A 12,985-nucleotide genomic window follows, 5' to 3' on the forward strand; every position below is an offset into this window, starting at 1 on the left:
GGAGTCCACCGTCACCGGAGTCGATGACAGCAGCACGCCCACGCGTCGTGGGACCACGAGGGGGAGCGGAGACCATGGCCAATTTCTCGAAACCGTCCGTACCACGGTTCTCGGTGGAGGTGTACCAGAACGAATACCTGCCGGAGGGCGGGCGTGAGGTCAACGCGATCGTGACGGTCACCGCGACCGGTGGCGGCACGGTCGGTCAGGTGGCCGGCGGGTCCCCGTCGTACCGGCCCGGGCAGGTCCCCGACGCGGCCGTGGTGATCATGGTCGACTGTTCGGGGTCGATGGACTACCCGGCGACGAAGATGCGCGGCGCCCGGGACGCGACGGCCGCCGCGATCGACACCCTGCGGGACGGGGTGCGGTTCGCGGTGGTCGCCGGGACGCATGTCGCCAAGGAGGTCTACCCGGGCGGGCAGGGCCTCGCGGTGGCGAGTGCGACGACCCGGGGGCAGGCCAAGGAGGCGCTGCGCCAGCTGACGTCCGGGGGCGGCACCGCGATCGGCACCTGGCTGCGGCTGGCCGACCATCTGCTGGATTCGGCGGACGTCGCGATCCGGCACGGCATCCTGCTCACCGACGGCCGCAACGAGCACGAGACGCCCGAGGCGCTGCGGTCCGCCCTCGACGCGTGCGCGGGCCGCTTCACCTGTGACGCCCGCGGTGTCGGTACGGACTGGGAAGTGAAAGAGGTCACAGCGATAGCCTCCGCGCTGCTCGGCACCGCGGACATCGTCGCCGATCCGTCCGGGCTCGCCGCCGACTTCACCGGGATGATGGAGGCGGCGATGGGCAAGGAGATCGCCGATGTGGGGCTGCGGCTGTGGACCCCGATGGGCGCCGAGGTCAAGTTCGTGAAGCAGGTGGCGCCGAAGGTCGAGGAGCTGACCGGGCGGCGCACCGAGGCGGGTCCCCGGGCGGGCGACTACCCCACCGGTTCATGGGGCGACGAGTCCCGTGACTACCACGTATGCGTCGAGGTGCCCGCCGCCTCCATCGGTCAGGAGATGCTCGCGGCGCGGGTGTCCCTGGTGATCGGGGAGCCCGACGGGACGACGCGGACCCTCTCCCAGGACCTGGTGCGGGCGGTGTGGACGGACGACATGGCGGCGTCCACGTCGATCAATCCGCAGGTCGCGCACTACACCGGACAGGCCGAACTGGCACGCGTCATCCAGCAGGGACTGGACGCCCGCAAATCGGGCGATGTGGACGGGGCGACGGCGAAACTGGGCCGCGCGGTCCAGCTCGCGAGCGCCTCCGGGAACGCGGACACCGCCAAACTGCTCGCCAAGGTGGTGGACGTGGTCGACGCGGCTGCGGGTACTGTGCGACTGAAGGCGAAGGTCGAAGTGGCCGACGAGATGACTCTCGAAACACGGTCCACCAAGACCGTCCGCGTGAAGAAGTGAGCAGACGGTAACGGCCTCACCGCCGTTGCCCGTCCGGCCCCCGGCCGGGCGGACCGACATCCGGCCCAGGCCGGAAGAGGAGAGGGGGAGGCGCCGACATGCCGACCTGCCCGAACGGACACCAATCGGGTTCGGACGACTGGTGCGAGGTCTGCGGTCACCGCATGGCCGGTGCCGTGCCGCCGCCACCGCCGCCGTCCGCCCAGGGGTACGGCTACCCGCCGCCCGTGCACGGCGGGCAGTCGTCGGGGAGCGCGGTACAGGACCCCATACAGCCCGAGTACTGCCCGCAGTGCCACACCCCCCGGGAGAGCGGGGCGCCGTTCTGCGAGGAGTGCCGGTGGAACTTCCTCACCAACACGGCCACGTCGTACACCCCGGCCGCGCCGCGTCCGCCGGGCGGCGGTCCCGGGCCCGGCCCCGCGCCGTCGCATTTCCCGCCGCCCGCGGGAGGACCCCCTGGCGGGCCCCCGCAGGCTTCGGGGCACGACCCGTTCGGGTACCAGGGGTCCCGTCCCTCGCAGGTGAACCGGCCCGCCGAGCCGATCCCGCCGTTCGGCGGCCCCCCCGGGGGACCGCCGCCCCCGCCGCAGGGCGGTCCCGGCGCGCCGAGCGCCTTCCAGCAGCAGTCCGGTCCCCCCGCGCCGCCCGCGTACCCCGGCTCCTTCCCGGACGCCGGACCGCGTCAGGGACCGCCGCCTCCCCCGCCCCCCGGGCAGGGCTTCGGCAACGGCAACGGTGACGACTGGGTGATCCCGCCGCCCTCGGGCTCCCAGCACGGCCAGCACGGCCCGGGGAGTCAGCACGGCCACGGCGGTCAGCACGGTCAGGGCGGACCGGGCGGCCAGGGCCCCGGTGGCGGCGATCATCTGCCGTACACCCAGCCCGGCCCCGGGAGCTATCAGCAGCCCGCGAACTGGTCGGCGACGATCGGTCCGGACCGTGACTACTTCCTGGCGATGATGCAGCGTTCCGGGCCGGAGGCGGCCGGGCTGAACCTGCCCGCGTACTCGCCGGAGCAGCAGCGTCCGCTGATCGGGAACCAGATCACCATCGGCCGGCGGCGGCACTCCACGGGCGAGGTCCCGGACATCGACCTGTCCGTGCCGCCGGAGGACCCGGGTGTCTCGCACCAGCACGCGAAGCTGGTGCAGCAGCCGGACGGCGGCTGGGCGATCGTGGACCAGAACTCCACCAACGGCACCACCGTGAACGGCTCCGACGAGCCGATCCAGCCGTTCGCCCCCGTACCGCTCCAGGACGGCGACCGGGTGCATGTCGGGGCGTGGACGACGATCACGATCCACCGCGGCTAGCTTCTTCTTCCGTCCGGGAACGGCTGCCGGGGCACGCGGGATCCCGCGTGCCCCGACAGCCGTTCCCGTCGATGCCCCCGCCGCTCCCGGACCCGTTCGTTCGGTGCCGGGTCAGTGCGGGAGGGGCCAGGCGTACGGGCCGTCGGGGTCGTCGAGCCAGGCCCAGGAGTGCTCGCCGCGGACGGTGACCCCGTAGCGTTCCCGGGCCGGACGGCCCTCCCGCTGCCACAGGGTGAGGGCGTCGTGCGGGTCCAGGGTCCCGGCGGTCAGCGCCAGCAGGAACTGGAACAGTTCGCTGTGCAGGGCGCGGCGCGGGAGCCCGCCCGAGTAGCCGGGTTCCGGCAGATGGCGGGCCGCGCCGCGCAGCGGCACGAAGTACGCCGAGGTGTGCAGGAAGCGGCCCTCGGCCTGGTCGGGGCCGCGCACGGTGAGACGGATCAGTCCCGTGGCGAGCGGCGCGAGCACCAGCGCGTCCGGCGCGCACTGCGCGAGCCAGGCCCGGGGTACGGACGGCAGGGTGCAGGTCGCCATGATCCGGTCGAAGGGGGCCCGGCCCGGCCAGCCCCGGGCGCCGTCGCCGGTGACGACGGTGGGGGTGTGTCCGGCGGCCCGCAGATGGGTGCGCGCGGACTCCGTGATCTCCGTGTCGAGGTCGACGGTGGTGACCCGGGCGTCGGTGACCCGGTGGGCGAGGAGCGCCGCGTTGTAGCCGGTGCCCGCGCCGATCTCCAGGACCCGGGAGTCGGGCCGTACCCGCAGTTCGGCCAGCATCCGGGCCATCAGCGAGGGCTGGCTGGACGACGACAGCAGCTCACCGTCGCGCAGCCGGGTCGCGAGCGGGGCGTCCGCGTAGGCGCCGCGTACCCAGCGCACCCGCCGGGCCGGGTCCGGGTCCTCGCGCCACAGCCGCTCATGGCCGCCGGCCGTGCCGATCCAGTAGTAGGGCACGAAGAGATGACGCGGCACCTCCTCGAACGCGGTCCGCCAGCCGGGGTCGGCCTCGAAGGCGCCGCTCGCGGCGATCGCGCGGACCAGTCCCGCGCGGGCCTCGGCGGCGATCCGTTCCAGGTCGTCACCGGGGGCGGCGGGGTCGTCGGGCGCGGGATGCGGGGCCATGCCTCCACTGTGCTGTGCCGCGGCGGGCTGCGCGAGGGCTCCGGGGCCCCGTATCCGGGTCCTAGGACCCGGGTCCTCCGTCATCCCGTCTGAGACCATGGACGGTGTGAACGAGATCCGGCGAGGCACGCTTCAGGAGCAGACCTTCTACGAGCAGGTCGGTGGTGAGGAGACCTTCCGCCGTCTGGTGCACAGGTTCTACCAGGGGGTCGCGGAAGACCCCCTGCTGCGTCCGATGTATCCGGAGGAGGACCTCGGGCCCGCCGAGGAGCGTTTCACGCTGTTCCTCATCCAGTACTGGGGCGGTCCGCGGACGTACAGCGACACCCGCGGGCATCCCCGGCTCCGGATGCGGCACGCCCCGTTCCAGGTGGACCGCGCCGCGCACGACGCGTGGCTGCGGCACATGCGGGACGCGGTGGACGAGCTGGGGCTGGCCGAGGAGCACGAGGAGCAGCTGTGGCGGTACATGACGTACGCCGCCGCTTCCATGATCAACACTGAGGGCTGACGCCCGGCTCCCCTCTCCTCCGACGACCCGGGGTCCGCCGCCCCGCTGTCCGGCGCCCTGGTGGCTTGGTGCCCCGAGGTCCGGCGCCCCGAGGTCCGGCGCCCCGCTGTCCGGCGCCCCGCTGTCCGGCGCCCCGCTGTCCGGCGCCCCGCTGTCCGGCGCCCCGGTGGCTTGGTGCCCCGGTGGCTTGGTGCCCCGGTGTCCGATGTCACGGGTTTCGGCAGCCCGGTTCTCAGCAGCCGGTTCCCGGTGTCCCCGGTCCGGTGCCCGGGGGCGGCTTCGCCATGCCCGTTCCCGGACGCTCCGGGGCGCCGGAACCGTCCCCGACCTCCCGATAGTCGGATTCCGGTCGTCATTTTCCGGTCCATCCCCTTTCCCCGGCCGGGGAACCTCTGAAAACATCCAGGGGACCTTCGTCGAACACGCGTGGCCCACCGGTCTGTCCGGTCCCGGTGCCCCCGTACGACACGGACGGCACGACAGGCGCGGGCGACGACCGGCGCCGCGGCGGCGGACCGCGCGACAGCGGTACGGCCCGCACAGCGACGAATGAGGCATCCGCGGCGCGGACGCACGGGGACACGGGGGCGGAACAGCAGTGACGGGGTTCGTACTGGCGCGCGTCCGTGCGCACCGCCTGCTGCTCGCCGCCGCGCTGATCGCCGTGGTGCTGACCACCACGGTCCTCTCCACGCTGGCGGCCTTCTCCGGGGGCATCGGGGACGCCGCGCTGCGGCACTCCCTGCGCACCCGGGACACCGCCGAGACCGCGCTGCTCGCCAGGGCGGAGGTCGGCACCCCGGAGCGGAAGACGGCCGAGAGCGCCGTACGAGACGCCGCCAGGACCGCGTTCGACGGGCTCCCCGTCACCGTGACCGATCTGGTGCGCTCGGGCCCCTACTCGCTCCCCCGGTCCCTCCAGCCGCCCGCGGCCCGCGCCGGGAACCCGTATCTGACCCAGTTCGCCGCCCTCGACCCGGCGCAGGTCCGGGTCACCGACGGCCGGCTGCCGCGTCCCTCGGCGCGCGGCCGGGTGGAGGTGGCCCTGCCGGAGACGGCCGCCGCCGAGCTGGGGGTGCGCCCCGGGGCGCGGAACTCCGCCCTCACCCTGGGCGACCGGCGCGACGGCCCCGCCGTGCGGATACGGATCGTCGGTGTGTACCGGCCCGTCGCCACCGGCGCCGCGTACTGGCAGCTCGACCCGCTGCGCGGGCGCGGCGCGCAGAAGGTGTCCTTCGCGACGTACGGGCCGCTGCTCACCGACCGTTCGGTGCTCACCGCCGAGGGGCGGGTCAGCAGGGGCGAGACGGCGTGGCTGGCGACCGGGGACTTCTCCGCGATGACCACCGAACGGATCGGGGCGCTGCGCGACGCCGCGCGGGAGGGCACCGCAGCGCTGCGCGGGTCCGCCGCGCTCGCCGGGAGCGACGAGGTGTCGACCGGGCTGCCCGGGGTCCTCGACCGGGCCGAACGCGCGATGCTGGTGTCCCGTTCGACGCTGCTGATCGTGGCGCTCCAGCTCTGTCTGCTCGCCGGGTACACCCTGCTGCTGGTCGCCCGGCTGCTGAGCTCCGAACGCGCCGGGGAGACCGGGCTGATGCGGGCGCGTGGCGCGTCGCGCGGCCGGATCGCCTCGCTCGCCGCCCTGGAGGCCCTGCTTCTCGCGGTGCCCGCCGCCCTGCTCGCCCCGCTGCTCGCGGGCCCGCTCACCGGACTGCTGACCGGGCAGGGCGCGCTGTCCCGGATCGGGCTGCGCGTCGACGCGGAGGCGTCGGGCACGGTGTGGCTGGTCGCGGCGACCGTCGCACTGGGCTGCGCGCTGGCGGTGACGCTGCCCGCGCTCGGTTCGGCGACCCCCGCGGGGCCGCCGCGCGCCCGCGCGCTGCCCGGTCCGCTGCGGGCCGGGGCGGACCTGGCGCTGCTGGTCGTCGCGGGCGTCGCCTACTGGCAGCTCGACCAGCAGACCTCCGGTTCCGGCGCGCTGAGCGGTGACCGGACCGGCCGGCTGGGCATCGACCCGCTGCTCGTGACCGCGCCCGCGCTGGCGCTGCTCGCCGGTACGGTGCTCACCCTGCGGCTGCTGCCGCCGGTCGCCCGGCTCGCGGAACGCCGGGCGGCGAGCGGGCGGGGACTGACCTCGGCCCTCGCGGGCTGGCAGTTCAGCCGCCGTCCGCTGCGGGGCGCGGGGCCGGTGCTGCTGCTCGTCCTGTCGGTGGCGATGGGCATGCTGGCGATCGGTCAGGGCGCCTCGTGGGACCGCTCGCAGGACGACCAGGCGGACTTCCGGGCGGGGGCCCCGATCCGGGTGCTCACCTCGGGGGCGGCCCAGCTCGGGCAGGCGGGACGGTACGAGGACACCCCGGGGATCGAGGGGGCGGCGCCCGCGCTGCGCACCTCGATGCAGCTGTCCGGCGGGCGCGAGGCGACGGTCCTCGCACTCGACATGGCGCGCGGCGCCGGGAGCACCCTGATACGTGAGGACCTGGGGAACCTCACCAAGGATCTGAAGCGGGACACGGGTGCCGGGCCCCAGGGGACACCTCTCCCCGAGGGCACCGGCGAACTGGCCCTGGACATGCGGCTGCGGTCGGTCCCCGGCCCGGGGGAGGTGCCCGAGGGCGGCGAGCCCGACGGCCCGCCCAAGGTGTCGGTGGTCCTGGAGGACCGGTACGGCGTCACCTACCGGCTGCCCGGCGGGAACCTGCCCGCCGACGGCGACCGGCACCGGATCGCACTGGACCTCACGGGCGCCGCCGGGGCGTCCGACGGCCGGGCCGCCGAGCCGCTCACGCTGGTCGGGCTGGAAGTCGGTGTCCAGCAGCCGGTGGGCCGCGAGGAACAGCACACCCTCACCCTGGAGGGCCTGCGGGCCACCGCCGCCGAGGGCCGGGACGGGCCGCGGGACATCGCGCTCGGCGCCGACTGGCTGGGGGCGAAGGAGACCGCCGGGGAGGAGACGGTGTCCGGCCCCGAGCAGCGTGCCGGCACCCCCCTGGACAAGAAGCCGGGCGGCGGGCTCGCGATGACCTACACCACCGGTCAGACCCATGTCGAGGCCGACGGCTGGTTCCCCATGCCCGCCGAGATCACCGTACGGCTGATCGCGGACCGGCCCGCACCGACCGAGTTCACGGCCATCGCCACCGACCGCTTCCTGGAGGTCCTGGGCGCGCGCACCGGTGACCGGGTGGAGGTCCCGGTGAACGGCGTCAACCTGCCCGTACGGATCACCGGCAGTGTCCGGGCGCTGCCGACGACGGCACCGGACACCCGGAGCGCGGCCCTGACGGACATCGACGGGTCCGTCACCGAGGCGGGGGCCTCCTCCGTGGCCGAACGGGACGGCGGTGCGCTGCTGATGGACCTGGCGGCCGTCAACCGGATGTTCGTCCAGAAGACCGGTGCGGGTCCCGCGCCCAACGAGTGGTGGCTGACGACCGGTCCCGGCCGGTCCGCCGAGGCCGCTTCGGCGCTGCGGTCCCGTTCCGACGCGGACCCCGCGTCGGTGATCGTGCGCGACGAGATCGCCGACGCTCTGCGGGACGACCCGCTGGGCGCGGGCCCCGGTTCCGCGCTCACCGCGGTGGCCCTGACGGCGGCGGCCCTCGCCGCGGTGGGCTTCGGGGTGAGCACCGCCGGGGCGCTGCGGGAACGCGCCGCCGAGTTCGCCGTGCTCCGGGCGCTCGGCACCCCCAGACGACGGCTCGCCCGGCTCGTCGCCGCCGAACAGGGCATCCTCGTGACGGTGGCCCTGCTCGTCGGTGTGGCACTGGGGACGGTCCTCACCCGGGCGGTGGTACCCCTGATCGTCCTCACCCCCGGCGCCACCCAGCCCGTGCCCCAGGTCCTCGTGGAACTGCCGCCCGGCCAGGTCGCCCTGCTGCTGGCCCTGGTCGCGCTCGGCCCGCTGCTGATCACCGCCGCCCTGCCGCTGCGCGGACCGACCCGGCTGGCGAGCGCGCTCGGGGAGGTCGTCGAACGATGACGGAACGGGACGACGGGCCTGAGCGGGACGGGCCGCGGGGGCGAGGGCGGGGGCGGGACCCGGGTTCGGGGGCGGGCTCGGGCGCGGGTCCGGGTTCGGGTTCGGGCGCGGGTTCGGGCCAGGACTCGGGCACGGGTTCGGGTTCGGGTTCGGGTTCCGGCCGGGGTCAGAACCGGGAACGGGACCTGGGCCGGGAACCTGACCTGAGCCGGGACGATCTGCCGGAGCGACACGAGCCACCAGCGCCGGGCCCGGACCGGGACGGGACGGCGGCCCCGGTCCGACACCATCGGCCGACGGCCCCCGACCGGGACGGGTCCCCGGACCGGGACCGGGACGACGGCGACGGCGACAGCGATGGCGGCAGCGTGGACCGTCCACCGTCACCGGACGGCCAGGCCACGCACCCCACCCCACGAACCCCCACGGCGAGCCGGAGGTCGACCGACCGGCGGACGGACGAGCGGACAGTGAACGAACAGGCGGCGAACAGCCCCACGGAGGAACCCGACGAACCCGCACGGGAACGGCGGGCTTCCCGGCCCGCGCCCCCACCCCCGGAGGGCGGCGGCGCGGCGGAGGACCGGCGGGTCGGACGGCACACCGTGCCCTGGGTCCGTACCCGGCTGCGCAGCGCCCCGGGCACGGCCTTCGCACTCGCGCTGCTCGTCCTGCTGACCGCGGCCCTCGCCGCCGCGTTCCCGCTCGCCATGGACAGCAGCCGGGACAAGGCACTGCGCCAGGCCGTCGCCGAGACGACGCCCCACCGCACCACGATCCAGTTCAACGCCCCCCAGCCCGGTCTGGAGCACTCCCCGGAGGAACGCGAGGCGGCCCTCGGCGCGGACAAGATCCGCGCTGAGTACGAGGGGGTGATCGACGCGCTGCGGGCCCCGATCGTCGCCGACCGCGACCAGTCCTCGTTCGGGGTGCGTACCTCCGAGCCGCCCGAGTCATGGGAGAAGTGGCTGCCCCGCCCCCGGGGGCTGCACCCGCGTTTCGTGCTCTCCACCCAGCAGGACCTCGCCTCGCACGCCCGGGTCCGCGAGGGCCGGATGCCCCGTACCGACGGCACCGTCACGTCCCGCAGCCCCGAGGTCGAGGCCGTCGTCACCGAGGAGACCGCCGCCCGGCTGAACATCAAGACGGGTGCGCTGATCCGTATCCCGGGTGAGCTGCGCGGTCCGCTGGGCATCCGGATCACCGGCATCGTCACCCCGGAGAACCCCCGGGGCGCCTACTGGTCCACCCATGACGTGCTGCGCACCCCGAGCCTCGTGCGGGTCCCGAGCCGCGTCCCCGACCCGCCCACGTACTGGCTGGCCGGACTGCTGCTGCCGCCGGACGCCGCCCCCGCGCTGCTCGACATCCCGGGCCAACCCGAGCGGTACTGGAACATCGCCCCGGACACCGGGAGCCTCGACGGCGGCGAACTGTCCGCGCTCCAGGCTGCGGTGACGGCGACCGTCGACGGCGGCGGGCTGCTGGAGGTCCGCCGGGCCACCGACGTCAACACCGCCGCGCGCACCGAGCTGGACGACGTCCTCATCGCGCACCAGAAGCTGAGTGCCGGCATCACCCCGCTGATCACGGTCGCCGCGACCGGCACGGCCACCGTCGCGCTGGTGGTGCTGCTGATGTCCGGCGGACTCGCGGCGGGCCGCCGGCACGCCGAGTTCACCGTGCTGCGGGCGCGGGGCGCTTCGCTGCGCGCGCTCGGCGGACGGCTGTTCGCGGAAACGGCCGTCGTGGCCGTGCCCGCCGGGGCACTGGGATTCCTGGCGGCGCTGCTCCTCGTGGGGGAGGGACGCCCATGGCTCGCGGCGGGTGCCGCGGGTGCGGTGACCCTCGTGGCCTGCGTGGCTTTGCCGGTGCGCGCGATGGCCACGCACCGGCCCGTACGGGTCTCCCAGGACCGGGAGGATCTGACGAGCGCCCGCCCCTCACGGCACCGTACGGTCGCCGAACTGACCGCGCTGGCGGTGGCCGTGAGCGCCGTCGTGGCGCTTCGGCGCCGGGGCACCTCCGGCGGCGAGGGCCTGGTGGCCCTGGCCCCGGTGCTGGTCGGGGTGATCGCCGCGCTGCTGCTCGTCCGGCTGCATCCGCTGCCGCTGCGGGCGCTGGCCCGCCCGGTCGGCCGCCTGCGCGGACTGACCGGGAAGCTGGCGCTGGCCCGCGCGGCCCGCGGCTCGGCCTCGGCGGTGCTGCCGCTGCTGGCCCTGCTGACCGCCCTGACCACGGCGGCGTTCGGCGGTTCGGTACTGGCCGGGGTCGCGGACACCCGGGAGCGGGCCGCCCTCCTCGCCACGGGCGCGGACGCCCGCGTCGACGCGCGGTACCTGCTCGGCGCGGGTGCGGCGAAGCGGGTCGCCTCGGTGGACGGGGTGGACGGCGTCACCGAGGCGGCCGTCGACTACACCGCCATGGCGGAGGGCCTGGGCGGCGACCCCGCGACGGACACCGGCACGGCTTCCGGGTCCGGGTCCGGGTCCGCGTCCGGTACGTCGTCCGCGGGCACGGCCGACGGGGCGGACGGGGCCGGCGCGACCGGTCCTGACCTGCGGGTGCCGCTGGCCGTGGTCGACGCGAAGGCGTACGCGCGGCTGTCGGAGCGGGTCGGCGTCGGGGCGTTCCCGCCCTCGGTCCTGACCGACGGAGGCGGCGACGGTTCCGGTGGTTCCGGCGAGGGCGGCGACGGTTCCGGTGGTTCCGGCAATGCCCAGGGTTCCGGCGACGGCGACGGCCGTGTGGTGCCCGCGTTGGCGGCCCCGGCCACCGCCGCCCGCCTCGGCGACAAGCCCGTCACCCTCCTCGTCGACGGGGAACGCGTCAAGGTCCGGGTGGCCGCCGTCCGCGCCTCGACACCGGCGGTCCAGGCCGCCGGATTCCTCGTCGTGGACGCCCGCGCCCTGGGCGGACCGCTCCGGCCGACCACCCTTCTGCTGACCGGTGACCGGCTCGACCGGGAACCACTGGCCAAGGCCGCGGGCGACGAGACGGTCGTCCATCTGCGCACCGAGGAGCGCGCCCGCTACGCCGACTCGCCCCTCCAGTCTGGCGCCGAGCGGATCTATCTGGCCGCCGTCGCCGCGGGCGCCGGATACGCGGCCCTGGCACTGCTGCTGTCGCTCGCCCGCGCGGCTCCCGAGCGGGCCGCGTTGCTGGCGCGGCTGCGCACCATGGGGCTGACCCGCCGCGACGGTCGCAGGCTGCTCGTCCTGGAATCGCTCCCACAGGCGCTGCTCGCGTCGGCCGGTGGCGCGGTGGCGGGGTGGGCGGCGATCCGGCTGCTCGCGCCCGGTACCGACCTCACGGCCGTCGCGCTCGCCGCGGCGGCCGGTGGGACGACGGCCCCGATCGCCGGGCTGCGGGCCGATCCGGTGTCGCTGCTGGTGCCCTCCCTCGCCGTCGTCGTGCTGACGGTCGGTGTCGCCGCCCTCCAGGCGTGGTGGACCGGCCGCCGCGACTCCGTCCAGGAGCTGAGGATCGGCGACCGATGACCACGAGCCCGACGACGACCACGACCCACCACGACGTGTCCCGTACACCGACGGCCCCACCCCGGGAGCACCTCTCATGACGACCACCTCGACCACCGGCCCCAGCACCTCCTCCCCCGCCGGGAAGGGTCAGGCCACCTCGCTCGCGGAGCTGGAACGCCGCGCCGCCGACCGGCGCACCCGGCCCGCGTTCGGGCACGACGCGCTGATCAGCTGTGACCGGCTGGTGCGGATCTTCTCCACGGACGGGGTCGAGGTGCAGGCGCTCCAGGGCCTGGACCTGCTGGTCCGGGAGGGCGAACTGATGGCGCTGGTGGGCGCGTCGGGCAGCGGCAAGTCCACGCTGATGAACATCCTCGCGGGACTGGACGAGCCGACGGCGGGTGCCGCGAGCGTCGCGGGCCGCGATCTGCTCACCATGGGCGCGAAGGAGCGGCTGGCGTACCGCCGCGAGGTCGTCGGGTTCGTATGGCAGCAGACCGCCCGGAACCTGCTGCCCTATCTGACGGCCGCGCAGAACGTCACCCTGCCGATGCAGTTGCGGGGCGCGCCGGGTCCGGACGGACCGCGCTCACGCCGGGCGCGGTCGGAGCGGGCCGTGGAACTGCTGGGGATGCTGGAGGTCGCGGACTGCCGTGACCGCCGTCCGCACCAGATGTCCGGCGGACAGCAGCAGCGCGCCGCGATCGCCGTGGCCCTCGCCAACAACCCGTCGGTGCTGCTGGCCGACGAGCCGACCGGGGAACTCGACTCGCACACCGCCGAGCAGATCTTCGCCGCGTTCCGCACGGCGAACGAGCAGCTCGGCACCACGGTCGTCATCGTCACCCACGACCAGGCGGTCGCCGGGGAGGTCCGCCGCACGGTCGCGATCCGCGACGGCCGTACCTCCACGGAGGTGCTGCGCCGTACGGAGGTCGACGCGACGACGGGCGAGGAGTCCCTGGTCGCGCGGGAGTACGCGATGCTGGACCGCGCGGGACGGCTCCAGCTGCCCGCCGAGTACACCGAGAGCCTCGGGATGCGGGACCGGGTCCTGCTGGAACGCGAGGAGGACCACATCGGCGTATGGCCCGCGGACCACTCCCCCACCCCTCACCCGGAGTGACCCACCGGACCTGGGCACCGGGCCGGGTACG

General features: G+C 75.3%; 7 protein-coding genes. 6 read left to right on the forward strand and 1 reads right to left on the reverse strand.

Annotated features, from left to right (window positions below; all coding sequences use genetic code 11):
• The first annotated feature begins 74 nt into the window (after window positions 1-74).
• Together AB852_RS32430 and AB852_RS32435 are read left to right on the forward strand one after the other, a co-directional pair.
• Window positions 75-1,418, forward strand: a complete 1,344-nt coding sequence (locus AB852_RS32430) for a vWA domain-containing protein (protein WP_073793762.1) — start codon at window positions 75-77, stop codon at window positions 1,416-1,418.
• A 98-nt stretch (window positions 1,419-1,516) separates the two neighbouring features.
• Window positions 1,517-2,734, forward strand: a complete 1,218-nt coding sequence (locus AB852_RS32435; protein WP_073793763.1) for an FHA domain-containing protein — start codon at window positions 1,517-1,519, stop codon at window positions 2,732-2,734.
• Window positions 2,735-2,845: 111 nt separating this feature from the next.
• Here AB852_RS32435 and AB852_RS32440 read toward each other — a convergent pair whose 3' ends face one another.
• Window positions 2,846-3,850 (reverse strand): methyltransferase domain-containing protein, encoded by a 1,005-nt coding sequence (locus tag AB852_RS32440; RefSeq protein WP_073793764.1) that lies wholly within the window; start codon window positions 3,848-3,850, stop codon window positions 2,846-2,848.
• 97 nt (window positions 3,851-3,947) lie between these two features.
• On the opposite strand from AB852_RS32440, the gene AB852_RS32445 reads away from it, so the two are divergent.
• The 4 genes from AB852_RS32445 (at window position 3,948) to AB852_RS32460 (ending at window position 12,954) form a co-directional block, all read left to right on the forward strand.
• Window positions 3,948-4,361, forward strand: a complete 414-nt coding sequence (locus AB852_RS32445) for a globin (RefSeq protein WP_073793765.1) — start codon at window positions 3,948-3,950, stop codon at window positions 4,359-4,361.
• Window positions 4,362-4,959: 598 nt separating this feature from the next.
• Window positions 4,960-8,346 carry an ABC transporter permease gene (locus tag AB852_RS32450; RefSeq protein ID WP_073793766.1) on the forward strand — a complete coding sequence of 1,129 codons (3,387 nt, stop codon included), beginning with the start codon at window positions 4,960-4,962 and terminating at the stop codon, window positions 8,344-8,346.
• A 470-nt stretch (window positions 8,347-8,816) separates the two neighbouring features.
• On the forward strand, window positions 8,817-11,846 hold the full coding sequence (locus AB852_RS32455; protein WP_245876997.1) for an FtsX-like permease family protein: 3,030 nt from the start codon (window positions 8,817-8,819) through the stop codon (window positions 11,844-11,846).
• A 76-nt stretch (window positions 11,847-11,922) separates the two neighbouring features.
• On the forward strand, window positions 11,923-12,954 hold the full coding sequence (locus AB852_RS32460; RefSeq protein ID WP_079185077.1) for an ABC transporter ATP-binding protein: 1,032 nt from the start codon (window positions 11,923-11,925) through the stop codon (window positions 12,952-12,954).
• Window positions 12,955-12,985 lie beyond the last annotated feature (31 nt).

Source organism: Streptomyces uncialis (assembly GCF_001905345.1).
GTDB lineage: Bacteria > Actinomycetota > Actinomycetes > Streptomycetales > Streptomycetaceae > Streptomyces > Streptomyces uncialis.

Coding starts and splice junctions, on each gene's coding strand:
- AB852_RS32430 (WP_073793762.1), top strand. CDS start 75: ATGGCCAATTTCTCGAAACCGTCCGTACCACGGTTCTCGGTGGAGGTG.
- AB852_RS32435 (WP_073793763.1), top strand. CDS start 1,517: ATGCCGACCTGCCCGAACGGACACCAATCGGGTTCGGACGACTGGTGC.
- AB852_RS32440 (WP_073793764.1), bottom strand. CDS start 3,850: ATGGCCCCGCATCCCGCGCCCGACGACCCCGCCGCCCCCGGTGACGAC.
- AB852_RS32445 (WP_073793765.1), top strand. CDS start 3,948: ATGGACGGTGTGAACGAGATCCGGCGAGGCACGCTTCAGGAGCAGACC.
- AB852_RS32460 (WP_079185077.1), top strand. CDS start 11,923: ATGACGACCACCTCGACCACCGGCCCCAGCACCTCCTCCCCCGCCGGG.